Origin of the sequence: Microbacterium sp. NPDC056057, assembly GCF_042266945.1 — a bacterium.
GTDB classification, from domain to species: Bacteria; Actinomycetota; Actinomycetes; order Actinomycetales; family Microbacteriaceae; genus Microbacterium; species Microbacterium trichothecenolyticum_C.
The window spans coordinates 55,591-70,666 of record NZ_JBHJWS010000001.1 but is presented as its reverse complement, the minus strand read 5'-3'; the positions used below and the strand labels follow the sequence as shown (position 1 = coordinate 70,666).

General features: G+C 69.1%; 6 protein-coding genes. 4 read left to right on the top strand and 2 right to left on the bottom strand.

Annotated elements, in window-relative coordinates:
- Positions 1-58 precede the first annotated feature (58 nt).
- Positions 59-1,198, top strand: a complete 1,140-nt coding sequence (locus tag ACFC1K_RS00300; RefSeq protein WP_375869947.1) for a glycosyltransferase family 4 protein — start codon at positions 59-61, stop codon at positions 1,196-1,198.
- The gene (locus ACFC1K_RS00295; RefSeq protein ID WP_375869946.1) at positions 1,195-2,397 is read left to right on the top strand and encodes a hypothetical protein; all 1,203 of its coding nucleotides are present in this window, start codon (positions 1,195-1,197) and stop codon (positions 2,395-2,397) included. The genes ACFC1K_RS00300 and ACFC1K_RS00295 overlap by 4 nt, the downstream gene beginning before the upstream one ends.
- A 9-nt stretch (positions 2,398-2,406) precedes the next feature.
- Here ACFC1K_RS00295 and ACFC1K_RS00290 read toward each other — a convergent pair whose 3' ends face one another.
- Positions 2,407-3,096, bottom strand: coding sequence for a CDP-alcohol phosphatidyltransferase family protein (locus ACFC1K_RS00290; protein WP_375869945.1), 690 nt, complete (start codon positions 3,094-3,096; stop codon positions 2,407-2,409).
- Positions 3,097-3,537: 441 nt separating this feature from the next.
- On the opposite strand from ACFC1K_RS00290, the gene ACFC1K_RS00285 reads away from it, so the two are divergent.
- Positions 3,538-7,107, top strand: coding sequence for a LamG-like jellyroll fold domain-containing protein (locus ACFC1K_RS00285; protein WP_375869944.1), 3,570 nt, complete (start codon positions 3,538-3,540; stop codon positions 7,105-7,107).
- A gap of 60 nt (positions 7,108-7,167) precedes the next feature.
- Here ACFC1K_RS00285 and ACFC1K_RS00280 read toward each other — a convergent pair whose 3' ends face one another.
- On the bottom strand, positions 7,168-8,538 hold the full coding sequence (locus ACFC1K_RS00280; protein ID WP_375869943.1) for a glycosyltransferase: 1,371 nt from the start codon (positions 8,536-8,538) through the stop codon (positions 7,168-7,170).
- 503 nt (positions 8,539-9,041) lie between these two features.
- Between ACFC1K_RS00280 and ACFC1K_RS00275 the strand changes: the two genes are divergently transcribed.
- Entirely contained in the window at positions 9,042-15,059 is a 6,018-nt protein-coding gene (locus ACFC1K_RS00275; RefSeq protein WP_375869942.1) for a DNRLRE domain-containing protein, read from the top strand.
- The last annotated feature ends 17 nt before the right edge of the window (positions 15,060-15,076 follow it).

Here is a 15,076-nt window from a genome sequence, read left to right as displayed (position 1 = left end):
GCCTCGCCGACCACTCACTGCCGTGCGGTCGATCAACACTCCGTCGAGGGAGGCCCGGGTGACAGGGTCCGATCACCTGCGAGTGGTGTGGGCGAGCGGCGCGTTCGGATTCGGCGACGATCTGGCCTACTTCCGCGAGGTGCTGGGAGAATTCGCGCGGAGGTTTCCCGAGGGCGCGGTCCTTGTCAGGGAGGACTATCCCCTCGAGCGCTACCCCGAGCTCCCGCTCGCACCCGATCTGCGTTTCTGGGTGCGCCGGCGCGATCGCTCGGTAGGGGAGTTCACCTACACGGGCAACCTGCGGATCCCCACGCCGCGAGCGGCCTGGCGAATGCTGCGGCGCCCGACCGATGTGCTCGTGATCGTGGAGTTCACGCCGACGGCCATGGTCTCGGCGGCGGTCGCGCACCTGCGGCGACGCCGCGTGGTCCAACTGATCGAATCCGACCCGTCGTTCCGCGGTGGCCGTGACGACCGAGTCGCGACGGCGGTGAAGAAGGCGCTTGCGCGTCGGTCGCACGTCGTGTTGGTAAGCAACGATCGGACGGCACGCTATGCGCGGGAGCGTCTCGGCGTCCGTGCCGAGCGGTTGCGCGTCGGGCCGTACCTGACCTCCCAGCCGGGGGAGCCCTCGACCGGCTCGGACGACGGAGGCCCCGTCCGCTTTCTGTTCCTGAACAGCCTCCAGCGCAGGAAAGGGCTGCATCTCCTGCTCGCAGCGCTCGCCGACCTCCCCCAGCACTCACGCGACTGGACACTCGATGTCGTCGGAGACGGACCGGAGCGGGCGGCACTCGAACGGCAGGTCGCCGAGCTGGGGCTGACGGAGAGGGTCCGCTTCCACGGGCGGAGAAGCCACGACGAGGTGGCCGTCGACTACGCACGCGCGCACGTCGTCGTGTGTCCGACGCAAGGCGACTATCGCTCGCTCGCCGGCTTCGAGGCAGTGAACGCCCGCCGGCCCGTGGTGCTGTCGACGAGGGACGGCGCCGCCGAGGAGATCATCGAGTCGGGGGCTGCCGCCGTCGCCGTCGACCCCCTCGACGCACGGGCGCTGGCCAGGGTCCTCGCAGGCTTCCTGGAAGACGATGCGAATCTCGCGAGGCAGCTGGAGATCGCGTCCGCGTCGCCAGACCGGTTCAGCGTCGACGCCGTCGGCGCCAACCTCGAGGCCGCGATCCGAGCGGCTGCGCGATGAGCCCGCGCCGGCTCAGGCTTCCTCGCCCGCTGACGATCGCGCAGATCCTCTCGAGCGCTGCGGGGGCGGTGCCGATGCTGATCGCCGCGGTCCGGATGGACCCGGCGGCCTTCACCTCGTTCTCTATCATCACGCTGGCCAGCGTGCTCGCGGTCGGAGGGTCTCGAGCGGCCCTCTTCCAGCCGGCACTGATCTTCCAGCGAACGGACTCCGCATCGCTGGTGCCGGCGCGGTACATGCTGGTCGTCTCCTCGCTCTCCGCTCTCGCAGTGGCCGCGATCGCGATCAGCTCGACAGGAGCCGCGCCTGGCGAAGCGACGATCGTCGGGATCGCCGGCGCTGTTCCGGTGTTCTACGACTGGGTCCGGTACCGCGCCATCGGTTCGAGCCGGCGGTGGGCCGTTGCGGCGGGCGATGGTGTGCGGCTGGTGCTCGTCTCGGCGACGGCACTGCCCGTGGTCACCGCCACACCGCTGCCGTTCATGCTCGTCATCGGCGTCTCGTGCGCGATCGCGGCTGCGGTGGTGCTGCCTCAGGTCCCACTCCGCGTCGGGTCCTACCCGTACGTCCGCTACCGCTCCTCGGCGGCGTGGCAGACACTCGACTTCGTCGTCGGGCAGTTCATCGTCTCGGTGCCGCTCCTCGTGCTCGCGGGCTCCGGCGCCGATGACCTCATCGGCGGAGTCCGGCTCGCGCAGACGCTGCTCGGACCGCTGAACCTGGCCTTCGCGGCGACGACGACGAACATCGTCGCCGACGGCGCCACGCACGTCGACTACCGGCAGGCGTCGACGGTGATCGCGCGCGGCTGGCGCGCCAGCATCAGGCTCGGAATCCTGGCGACCGCCGTCGTCGCGCTTCTCGTGGCCGTCATCTGGTTCAGCGGCTGGGCGCCCGCGGGAGTCGAGCGGGCGGACCTCCTGCTCGGCCTCGTCCTGGTCGGGGTGTCGACCATCCTGACGGGCTGGTCGGGTATCCACGGCATCGTGCTCCGCGTTCTGGATCACCAGTCCGCCGTCACCCTGGTCCGCATCGGCATCGCCGCGGCTACGACCGCGGGGTTCCTCGTCGGCTACGCGCTCGGCGGTGACGAGTGGAGTCTCATCCTCGGGTTCGGCGCGAACGCGATCTCGGCACCGCTCCTGTTCGTCCCCGTCGCACTGTTCCACTACCGGCGAGACACGCGCGAGGCGCCCTAGTCCTGTCGGTCAGTCGGCCCGCTTCAGGACTCGGAACCACTTGAGGAGCAGGGCGACCGTGACGAAGGCGGTCATGCCTCCGAGTGCGGCGTAGACGACGAAGAAGGTCTGCGATGCGCCCCACAGCAGGAAGGCGAGGGCAAGGACGCCGTAGTCCGCCGGCAACAGGCCGATCGCACGGATCGTCGACGGGGATCGGGGCGGATCGGCTTGGCGTGGCTGAGTGCGGCGGAGAAGTTCGAAGATGGTCATTCCCGAGAAGAGCACGACTGCGACGAGCATGTAACCCAGCGGGATCAGCAGCCATGCCCCCGTCAAGAGTCCCTGGGTCGCTGCCGCGACGAGCACGCAGGCGTGAACGGCGACCATCTTGCCCGAATCGACGACGTGGTCGAGCCATTCTCCGGCGAGGCTGCCGTGTCCGGTCAGCCGCGCCACCTGGCCGTCGGCGGAATCCAGGGCGAATCCGAGCACCAGCAGGATCGCGACAACCAGACCGGTCGCCCAGCCGGCGGGCCAGATCACGAGCACGATCAGGCCGAGGGCGCTGCAGAGCGCCGAGACGGCGGTCACTCCGTTCGGGGAGATCCCGATGGAGGCGGCCGCCGCTGCGAAGACCCGTCCGACGGGACGGTTGATGTAGCGCGAATACAGCGAGACGCCTGCGCGACTCTTCTGCGAGCTCGACAGTGAACCCATGGCTTCGCGAAAGGTCAGGCCGGACATGTTCCCCCATGCCCCCGCACAGCATAGTGCGGGTGTCGGACTCCACACTGGCGCTTGACGCGTGTTCGTGTAAACTCCGGGGTCAAGCGTACTGGCAAGTTGCACCCGACGATGATGCCGAAGCGCAGCAACAGCACGTGTGCCCGCGGACGGGGAGCCTGTGGGCGACCGGTGTTCCACTGGGGAAAGTGCAGCGACCGGTCTCGAATATCTGGGAACGGGGTTCACGTGCGTACTCGCTTTTTCGCGAGCGTCGCCGCAGTCGCGGCGCTCGCCATCGGAATCATCGCTTTACCACCGGCACAACAGGCGAAAGCGCTCTCGCCCGACCTACCGTTCAGTGCCGATGCTCTGCCGACGTGGCAGACCAACGGCGTCGTCTGGCAAGTCGCCATCTCCCGCGGCAGAGCAGTCGTGGGGGGAACCTTCAGTCAGATCCGCCCCGGCGCAGGACAGACGGGGGCCGCTCGAAACATCCAGAGTCTCGCCATCCTGAACGCCGCGACGGGTGAGCCGGACTCGTGTCAGCTGCCGGTCGCTTTCAACGGCGGCACGGCAGCGGTGTACGCGGTGAAGGCCGCGCCCGATGGCAACACCGTCTTCGTCGGCGGCCAGTTCACGAGCGTCGGCGGCGTCGCGGTGAGCCGGCTCGCCGAGATCAATGTCGCGACCTGCACGGTCACGCCGTTCCGGGTGACGGGCATCTCCAACTACGTGCTCGAGATCGAGCCCTCCAACGACTTCGTCTACTTCGGCGGCGTCTTCCAGACGGTCGCCGGACAGACGAGGCGAAGCTTCGCGAAGGTCAATCGTGCAGGAGCTCTGCAGACCGCCTTCATCGCGAACGCCTCCGGCGCGACAGAGGAGCTGTACAGCAACACCGTCGTCCCCGACAAGAACGCCCGCGGCGACGCGCTCCAGCTCTCCCCGGATGGCACCCGGCTTGCGATCGGGGGTGACTGGTTCAACATCAACGGGTCGGCGTCCCACAGCTTCGCCGTCGTGGATTCGACGACCGGAGCGGTGCTGCGCACGTGGCCGGCCAACACCGTCGGCAACACCTCGAGGACGAAGACGATCAGCTCGGACGGCGTGCGGTTCTTCATCGCCCAAGAGGGATTCGCCGGATTCGACGGTGCGCTCGCCTACAACTGGTCGGATTACAGCCAGGCGTGGCGCGACAACTGCGCCGGCGCAACACAGACCATCGTGCCGTACCAGGGTCTGCTCTTCGAGGCGCACCACCACCACGACTGCGGGGCGATGGGGATGTTCCCGGACGGCCGGCGCACATTCCTGTCGGTGTCCCACGCCGCTGACCCGACCCAGTTGCAGATCGGGTGGCTTCCCGAGCTGAACGACGGCACGGGGGAGGGCATCGGTCCGCGCTCGATCGCGATCGGACCGGGGACGAACGGCACGCCGTACCTGTGGGTCGGCGGCGAGTTCACTCGCGTCAACGGCACCAACCAGCAGGGGCTCACGCGATTCAGCCCCACCGACACCGGCGCTCCGCCGGTCCCGACGGTCGCGGCGCGCGCCATCACCCCGAACGCGGTGCAGGTCAACATCCGCGGCGTTTACGACCCGGACGACTCCGACATCACGTATGCCGTCTATCGCGGGAACAATACGACGACCCCCGTCTGGACGGGCGTCGCGCAGTCCAAGCACTGGTATCGATACCAGGCGACCTTCGTCGACACCGACGTCGTACCCGGGACGAGTTACACGTACCGCGTGCGAGCGATCGACCGGGCGAACAACCAGAGCGCCCTATCGGGGACGGTCACGGCGACCGCCTCGGCGGCGGGGTCGGTGTACGCCTCGACTGTCGTCGCAGACCAGCCTCGGCTGTTCTACCGCTACGACGACACTGCGAATGCGCAGTGGGTCGTCGACAGCGCCGGCCAGACGGTCGTCGGACTCAACGGCCTCGCACAGAACGGCGTGGACCGCGCGGCTGCCGGTGCGATCCCGAACGACCCGAGCCGGAGTGCGACGTTCACCGATACGCAGCCGAGCGGGCTCCCGCAGTACATCTGGAATGACGTCATCCTGCCCGGTCCCACCGCGTACTCGGTGGAGACCTGGTTCCGCACGACATCCACCACCGGCGGAGCCCTCGTCAACTATGGATCCTCGAACGGGCGTCCCCGCACCGACAACGGGACGGATCGCACCAGCGGCACCGTCGACCGCGTCGTGTACATGGAGAACGGGACCGGATTCCTCCGTTTCGGCGTGCGCGCTGGCTTCGGCACGACCACGCTGCGCAGTCTCGCCGCGCTCAACAACGGGCAGTGGCACCACGTGGTCGGCACGCAAGGGCCCGGCGGCATGCGGCTGTACGTAGACGGCGTGCTGCAGGCACAGAACGCCACGACAGGCAACGGCACCTACAACGGCACGTGGCACGTCGGCGGCGACAACCTCAATGGCTACCCGACCGTGGGCAACGCTCAGGTGAATCGCTACTTCGACGGCCAGCTCGACGAGACGGCGGTGTACTACCAAGTGCTGTCGCCGCAGCAGGCCCAGAACCACTTCAACGTCGGAACGGGATTCGTCGACACGGCCGTGCCGAGCACTCCGCAGGGCGTGGGTGCGTCCTTCGACGGGGCGAATGTGGACGTGACGTGGACGGCGTCGACCGACAACATCGGCGTCGCCGGGTATCGGGTCTATCGCGGGACGACCGCCGGGTTCACACCTGCGGCCGACACGCTGCGAGGCACCGCAGGCGGAACGACGTTCGAAGACGTGGCGCCGCCGCCGGGGACCTTCTACTACAAGGTGGTGGCGTTCGACGGTGCGAACAACGCGAGCACGGCCTCCGGCGCCTCGGCACCGGTCACCGTCGTCGACGGCGTGCCGCCGAGCGTGCCGACCGGGGTGAACGCGGTGGCCGCAGGCCAGGCGGCTGACATCTCCTGGACGGCGTCGACCGACAACGCGGCGGTGACGGGCTACGCCCTGTACCGGGGCTCGGACTCGGCGTTCGTGCCCAGCATGGACACCCTCATCCAGCCGAACGTGGTGGGCACCTCGTATCACGACGCGCCGCTTTCCGAGGGCACGTGGTACTACAAGGTGACCGCCCGCGACGCCGCGGGGAACGTCTCCGGCGCGTCGGGCGCGGCATCGGTCGTCATCGTGGCTCCGGACAACACGCCGCCCGGTGCGCCCACAGGCCTCACCGCGACCGTCGAGGGGGCGAACAACGTCGAGCTGAACTGGAACGCTTCGATCGACAACGTCGGCGTCACCGGGTACCTGGTCTATCGCGGGACGACCCCGGGGTTCACTGCGGACGACGCCTCCCGTATCGGGAACGCCATCGACACGACCTTCACGGACGGCGCCCGGCCGCAGGGAACGTGGTACTACAAGGTCGCTGCCACGGATGCGTCGTCGAACGTGAGTGCGGCGTCGGCTGTCGCCAGCGCGGTCGTCACCACGCCGCCCGCGCCGCCGACGACGCAGACGATCGTGACGTCCGCCGACGCGATGGCAGCACTCATCAATCCGACGTTCGCCTACGGGGCGACGAACCAGCTCTCGTCGCGGTTCAACACCACCATCGAGTCGTTCCTGCGTTTCGACCTGCCGGCCGCACCGCCGGGACAGGTTCTCACGTCGGCGACGATCTCCTTGCGGACGTCTAACGATCAGACGGCCGGATCGACCGACACCCACGAGTTCCGCCTCGTCAGCGGTACGTGGCAGGAGAGCACGATCACCTGGAACAACCGCCCGACCACGGTGGGTGCGGCTGTGCTGGGGCAGCTCACGGGGGCGACGGCCGTCGACACGCCGTACACCGCCACCCTCTCCGCAGCCGACCTCGCACCGCTCGCCGGCACCTCGATCACGTTGAGGCTCTCGAGCGCCGTGGGCAGCGACAACGTCCGGCTGTGGTCTCGTGAGGCAGGACCGGTGGCCTACCGGCCCACCCTCACCCTCGTGTACACGACACCCTGAGGCGGGGGATGGCCTGACGGCGGGGCACGCGAGTCCCGCCGTCAGGACTGCCGCCCTGCGTCAGGGGTGGCGGTGACCGCCCGCGAGCGGGCGGTGCGTCGCGGCGGTCTCGATCGATCCGTGGTGGATGATCCGCCCGATTCCCCGGCTCACCGAGGCGGCGAGGGCGGGGACGGGCGCGCGCCGGCCGGAGGCCATCGCCGCCTTCAGCGTCGTCTCGAAGGACGCCACCGAGGCCTCGACGTCGAGATGCAGATCCCGGAAGCTCCGGCCCGACTCGCCGAACAGGTGGGCGGCGGCGGGATCTGCCGCCAGCCGCTCTGCGGCCTCGACCAGGGCGCCGGGGTCGCCGGCCGGAACGCACGGCCCGGCGCCTGCGGCGCAGACCTCGTCGTGCGTGATGCTCGACGAGTCGACGGCCGCGATCACTGGAAGTCCTGTCGCGAAGTACGTCGTCAGCTTGCTGGGGACGGCCATCTCGGTGAGCCCCGGGAGCTCGTTGACGAGAAGGATGTCGGCGGACGCCAGCGCGCGCTCGAAGAGGCCGTCGGGCAGAGGATCGAGGAACTGCAGTCGCGCGCACCCGCCCATCGCCTCGAGGGCGGGCCGCTGATTCCCATCGCCCAGGAGCACGAACTTCACGTGCGATCCACGGCGGTCAGCCTCGCGTGCGGCATGGACCACGTTCTCCAGCCCCTGCTTGGCGCCGATGTTGCCGGCGTGCAGCACGACGATGTCGTCCGCCGCCCAGCCGAGCTCTCCGCGGAGGACCTCGTCGCGTCCGCGGTCATCGGTTCTCACGTGCGACCAGTTCCGCACGACGTCGACGGGCGTGGTGACCGACAGTTCCTCACGCAGGACGCGGCGGAACCGGTCGTGGATCACCACGACGCGGTCGGCTGACCTCACCAGCCCGCGCTCGAGCGCCGCTATCGCCTCCGCACGCCGGGACACGGCGCCCGTCTCACGGGCACCGAGAGTGTAGATGTCCTGGACCCAGACGACCGTCGGGATGCCCGACAGCGCGGCCCGGGCGGCGGCCATCCTCGAGGAGATCATCGCCGGGCTGACCAGGACGACGGCATCCGGATGCTGCCAATGGGCGAAGTCGGCCCGCACACCGAACGTCAGCTCGGAGAGTGCCCGATCCGCCATGGTGTGGCGGCGGGGCACGTAGTGGCTCAGGCGCGTGACGTCGACGCGATCCTGCTTCTCGACGCGGGTCCAGCCGCCGAAGCCGTCCTGGATCTTCCACCACGGGTAGTGCGGGTGGGTGGTGATGACGCCCACCTGCCATCCGCGTCCCGCAAGGGCCTGTGCCATGCCGGCGGTGTAGGGCGCGATCCCGGTGGGTTCGGGTGCGTAGTTGATCCCGATGAACAGCACCCGCGGGGCTCGCCGCCGCTTCAGAACCGTCGGTTGCCCAGCCATCTGTCCTCCCAGCATGCGCGCGACGTCGTCGTCGCGACGCATCTCCCGGAGAGCGCTCTCGAGCGCAGTCCTTCCTCGACCCCTCGATTCCGGGCACGCCGACCGTGGATCGCGGCTACGCCGGTCGTCGGTTTCGGGTGCGTCGACCGTCGGGTGAGCCGGTCGACGGTTTCGGGTTCGTCGACCGACAGCCCCTCGCCTCACGGCAAGGGGTGCGTGTCTTCGGGCACACCATACAGCGCGACGGCGTCGCGCGGAATACGCCGTTCGGTCCCGCCCCGTCCACCGTCTCCACCAGGGATGAATGGCGCATATCACAGGCGGGTACTGGAATACAAATCCTGGGGAGACAAAATGCGGACTGCGTTGTACAGTGTGCGTAGCATCGTCCCGAATGCCGAGTGCCGCACTCTTTGGGGAGAGTGTCAGAGCCCGCGACAGGGAACCCGGCGGTGCTACTGGGAGGCCCGCGGACCCGACCGTGGGCGTTGGGGGTGTGACCTGTGGTCTCACGAATCTGGGTAAGTGTTGGTGCAGCGCTGGCGCTCGTGGTCGGCTTCGTGGCGGTCACACCTCCCCAACAGGCCTCGGCGCTGTCGCCAGGCGTACAGTTCACCGCCGACGACCTACCGACGTGGCAGACGGACGGCACGGTGTACGCGCTCGCGCAATCGGCCGGCAGGGTCGTTGCCGGCGGCACGTTCAGCCAGCTTCGTCCGCCGGAGGGCGGATCCGGCACGCCGATCGCCGCGAACGGTCTCGCGATCCTCGACGCCGAGACGGGCAACCCCGACGGCTGCCAGCTGAGTCTCTCGCTGGTCGGCGGGACCCCGGCGATCTACGCAGCGACCACGGCGCCCGACGGCAACAGTGTCTACATCGGCGGCAACTTCTCGAACGTGGGCGGTGTGTCCACGGGCCGCATCGCTCAGATCGACGTCCGTACGTGCACGGTCATGAGTCTCCGTCTGCCCGCCATCTCGTCGATCGTGCACACGATCGCCGTGAAGGGCGCGACGATGTACTTCGGCGGCATGTTCCTCACAGTGGGCGGAGAGCCGCGTCAGCGCTTCGCAGCCGTCGATGTGACGACCGGCGCCCTGCTTCCGTGGACCGCGAACGCCGATGACATCGGCCGGGGCATCGGCGTGTCGCCCGATGGATCGAAGGTCGCGATCGGCGGGGACTTCTTCAATATCAACGGCGCGTATTCGCACTCGATCGCCATCGTCGACGCGGTCACGGGCGCGAACATCCGTACCTACCCCGCCGGATTCATCCCGAACACCTCGGTCACCAAGCACATCTTCAGCGGCAGCGACGGCAATTTCTACATCTCCAACGAGGGCACCGGTGGAGGAGTCTTCGACGGGCGGGCGGCGTTCTCGTGGGCCACCGGCGATCAGCTCTGGCGCGACACGTGCCTGGGTGCAACGCAGATGACGCTGCAGTTCCAAACCACTCTGTACTCGGTGAGCCACGGCCACAACTGTGATTCTGTGCACGCCCAGCAGGACGGCACGCGTCACTACTTCCTCGCGCAGAGCACCGTCGACGGCTCGCATTTCGCGTGGGACCCCAAGACGAACGACGGCATCGGCGAGAACATCGGACCGCGGGCGCTCGTCGTGGCGACCGGGAGGTCCGGCGGCCAGCAGTACATGTGGAGCGGCGGCGACTTCACCACGATCAACGGCAACCCCCAGGATCACCTCACTCGCTTCGGGACCACCGACACCGGCAATCCACCGGCGCCGACCGTCGCAGCGATCGCGCAGAGCAGCGGCGCGATCCAGGTGCGGATCCGCACCTCCCTCGACGACGACGACTCCGACCTGACCTATCAGGTGTTCCGCAACAACTCGCCCACCCCGATCTGGAGCGGTACGTCCTCGTCCGTCTGGTGGAATCGCCCGCAGGTGACGTTCGTCGACGCCGGCGTATCCGCGGGAACGACCTACACCTACCGCGTTCGTGCGACAGACGGAACGAACACGTCCGTCCTCTCGCAGGTGGCGACCGCCACGGCGGTCGCTCCGGCCTCCGACTACGCAGCATCCGTCCGCGCCAGCGCACCGGCGATCTACTGGCCGGGCGATGTCACGGGATCGTGGCTGCAGGACGGTTCAGCGTCGACCACGAACACCAGTCGCGAACCCGGAGTCGTCGAGAACGGCGCCCTGCATGCGACCGACGCCCCCGTCACCGGCGACCCGAGTGGATCACTCCTCTTCGACGGTTCCGACGACTACGTCTGGCACCAGGGCATCGCCCCGGCGCCGACGACGTACAGCGTCGAGACCTGGATCAAGACGACGACCACCCGCGGTGGGAAGATCATCGGCTTCGGAAGCGGGCGTCCACGCACCGACACCGGTGCGACGGTGCTCAGCGGCAGCTACGACCGGCATCTCTATATGACCAACACCGGCCGCGTGTTGTTCGGGGCCTACACGGGGTCGACGGTCACGCTGACGTCGCCCGGGGCATTGAACGACGGATCGTGGCACCACATCGTCGGCACGCAGGGCGCCGCCGGCATGGCGCTCTACGTCGACGGCGTCCGCGTCGCACAGAACACGAACACGGTCGCTCAGGCGTACTGGGGCGTGTGGCACGTGGGCGGGGACAACCTCTCCGGGTGGCCGAACCGCCCGACGAGCAACTTCTTCTCGGGCCTGATCGACGAGGCGGCCGTCTACCCGACCGCGCTCAGCGCAGGCGCCGTGGCGGACCACTACCAGGCCGCGGGCAGAAACCTGGGCCTTAACCAGGCGCCGGCCGACGCCTACGGCACACGCGTCTTCGCCGCCGACCCGACCCTCTTCTGGCGTCTCGGCGAGGCATCGGGAACGACCGCCGCCGATTCGGCGCGCTTCGGCACCTACCCCGGCGCGTACCGGACGGGTGTCACCAAGGGCCAGCCCGGCATCATCCCCGGCAACACGGCGGTGACGACCCCCGGCACCAACCTGGGCACCGTCGCGACCCAGGCCTCGCTCACTCCGACGACGACCTTCACGGGTGAGATCTGGTTCAACACCACGACCCCCGGCGGCAAGCTGTTCGGGTTCGAGAACGCGCAGACCGGCAACGGCACGAGCTATGACAAGCACTTGTACATGACCTCGGGCGGCAACCTCGTCTTCGGCTCGCGGGTCGGCTCCACCAACGCGGTCGTGACCAGCCCGCTGGGCTATGCCGACGGCGGCTGGCACCAGGCCGTGGGCGTTCTGGATTCGTCCGGCCGCAAGCTCTACGTCGATGGCGCGCTCGTCGCACAGAGCAGCACCACGGGAGCCGAGACCTCCAACGGGTACTGGCGCATCGGCGGAGGCAACCTCAGCAACTGGCCGAGCGCCACGTCGAACTCCTACTTCCGTGGGGCGCTGGACGAGTTCTCGCTCTACAGCTCCGGGCTGACCGCCACCGAGATCGCGCGGCACTATGCGCTCGGTGTGCAGGACGTCGCCCCGCCGAGCAGCCCGACCGGGCTCACCGCGACACACGGCGCCGGTGGCGTGGACGTGTCGTGGACGGCGTCGACGGACAACACCCGCGTGCTCGAGTACCGCGTCTACCGGGGGACGGCAGTCGACTTCACGGCCGACGCGGATTCGTTCCTCACGGCGACCGCGACGACCTCGTATCACGAGGTGGCCCCGGCCATCGGCACCTATTACTACCGGGTGGTCGCGGTCGACGCCGCTGAGAACGAGAGCGCGCCGTCCGCGGCGAAGCAGCTCGACGTCACGGACATCGACGCACCCACCGCACCCGCCAGCGCGGCGGCTGTCCAGACGGGGGCGGACGGCGTGACCGTCACGTGGGCGCCCTCGGCCGACAACGTCGACGTGACCGAGTATGCGGTCTACCGTGGCCCGACCTCGGGCTTCGCGATCGTCGACGGAACGCTCGTCGGGACGGTCGGCGGCACGTCGTTCAGCGAGAGCGGACTCCCCGCGGGGGCGAAGTACTACCGCGTCATCGCACGTGATGCGGCAGGCAACGCGAGCTCGGCGTCGGACACGGCGGTGGTGACGATCGTCGCGCCGGATGTGACCGCTCCGAGCGCGCCCGGCAACTTCACCGCGACGCTGTCGACCGGAACCAACGTCACGCTCACGTGGGATGCCTCGACCGACGACCGCGGCGTCAGCTCCTACGTCCTGTACCGGAGCCTCGCGTCGGACTTCACGCCGGGAGCGGGCAACCGCATCGCCGAAGTCACGACACCGGGACACGTCGACACCGGCCGCGCCGCCGGCACCTGGTACTACAAGGTGACGGCGCAGGATGCCGCGGGGAACATCAGCACCGCGTCGTCTGCGTCGGTGACCGTCCAGCCGCCGTCGCAGCCGGTCGACGTGACCCTCACGCCCACCGAGGACGCGATGGTGGCGCAGTCCGCCCCGACGACGCTGTACGGCTCGTCCAACCAGCTGTCGGCACGCGGCACGGGCGGCACGATCGAGTCGTTCATCCGGCTGCAGCTCCCGGCGGCGCCCGCGGGGACGGTCCTCACGAGTGCGGTGCTGTCCGTCCGCACATCGAACGACAGCACCGCCGCCACGACCGACTCGCCGCAGTTCGGGCTGGTCACGGGCGCGTGGAGCGAGGACGCCGTCAACTGGAACAACCGCCCGACGGTGACCGCGACCGGCGTGCTCGGTACCCTGACGGGTGCGACAGCGCTCAACGCGCCCTACACCGTCGCGCTCGGCGCGGACGGACTGACCGCCTTCCTCGGACAGACCGTGACGCTGCGGATGTCGGGCACCACCGGTGACAACGTTCGCCTGTGGTCGGCGGAGGCGACTTCCGCGGCCTCCCGTCCGTCCCTGCGGCTGACGTTCACGCCCGTCTCCGGTCCCGACACCCAGGCGCCGACCGTGCCGACCGGGCTCGCGACCTCCGTCGCGAACAACGCGGACGTGACCGTGACATGGTCGCCTTCGACGGACAACACCGCGGTCACCGGCTACGCGGTCTACCGAGGGACGACCGCCGGCTTCACGGCCGACGCGACCTCGAAGATCGCGGACGTGACGGCGCCGTCGTACACCGACACCGGCCGGACACAGGGCGTCTGGTACTACAAGGTGACGGCGAGGGACGCGGAGAACAACGTGAGCGCCGCCTCGGCGAGCGCCTTCGCCACCATCCTCGCCAACGGCGGCACGCCCGTGGAGATCACCGTGCCGATCACGGATGACGCCATGGTCGCGCAGTCGTCTCCCACCACTCTCTATGGCACGTCGAACCAGCTGTCGTCCCGTGGGACCGGAGGGACGATCGAGTCGTTCCTCGCCGTGCCGCTGCCGGCGGCTCCCGCGGGCACCCAGCTGACCGGCGTGGCCCTCTCGGTGCGCACCTCGACGGACAGCACGGCCGCGTCCGCGGACGCCCATGACTTCCGGCTCGTGTCGGGGGCCTGGACCGAGGCTGCGGTCAACTGGAACAACCGTCCGCAGACGACGACCACGGGACTGCTCGGAAGTCTCACGGGTGCGGCGGCGCTCAATACGCCGTACACCGTCGCACTGAGCCCCGCGCCGTTCGCGTCGACGCTCGGCCAGACGGTGACACTCCGGATGTCGAGCGCCGGCGGCGACAACGTGCGGCTGTGGTCTGCGGAAGCGACCTCGGCGACATATCGGCCGTCGGTGAAGCTGACGTTCACACCCGTGGCCGGCCCCGACATCGAAGCGCCGTCGGTGCCTTCCGGCCTCGCCACGTCCGTCGTCAACAACGCCGACGTCACCCTCACGTGGTCCGCCTCCACCGACAACACCGGAGTGACCGGATACACGGTCTACCGCGGCACCGCGGCCGGCTTCACTGCCGATGACTCGTCCAAGCTCGCCGATGTGACGACCACGTCCTACGGCGACAGCGGGCGCCCCACGGGCACCTGGTACTACAAGGTGACCGCGCGGGATGCCGCAGGCAACGTGAGCGCGGCTTCGGCGGCGGCCTCCGCCACCATCACGCCGCCGGTCGTACCGCCCGTGGTCCAGACGGTCGTGACCAGCGCCGACACGATGGTGGCCGCCAGCAACGCTGCGGGGGTGTACGGAACGACCAACCAGCTGTCGTCGCGGTTCAACACGGCGATCGAATCGTTCATGTCGTTCCCGCTCCCGGCGGCGCCGGCCGGGATGCAGCTGACGTCCGTCTCGCTCGCGGTGCGCACCTCGACCGATGCCACAGCCGCATCCGCCGACACCCACGTCTTCCACGTGATGTCGGGCACATGGGACGAGGCGACGATGACGTGGAACAGCCGCATCACGCAGACGGCGTCGGGTCCCATCGGACAACTGTCCGGCGCAGCGGCCACCAGCACCGCCTACACCGCGACGCTCAGCGCTGCGGATCTCGCCGCGCTCGCAGGTCAGACCGTGACTCTGCGCATGTCGAGCCTCGCCGGGACCGACAACGTCCGGATCTGGTCGCGAGAGGCGACCACCGCGGCGTATCGCCCGACCCTCACCCTCACCTACACGGCGGTGCCGTAGATCGCGGAGATCGTCGC

Bases quoted from the DNA above. Each gene is read 5' to 3' on its own strand.
- ACFC1K_RS00295 (WP_375869946.1), top strand. From the start codon at position 1,195: ATGAGCCCGCGCCGGCTCAGGCTTCCTCGCCCGCTGACGATCGCGCAG.
- ACFC1K_RS00280 (WP_375869943.1), bottom strand. From the start codon at position 8,538: ATGGCTGGGCAACCGACGGTTCTGAAGCGGCGGCGAGCCCCGCGGGTG.
- ACFC1K_RS00290 (WP_375869945.1), bottom strand. From the start codon at position 3,096: ATGGGTTCACTGTCGAGCTCGCAGAAGAGTCGCGCAGGCGTCTCGCTG.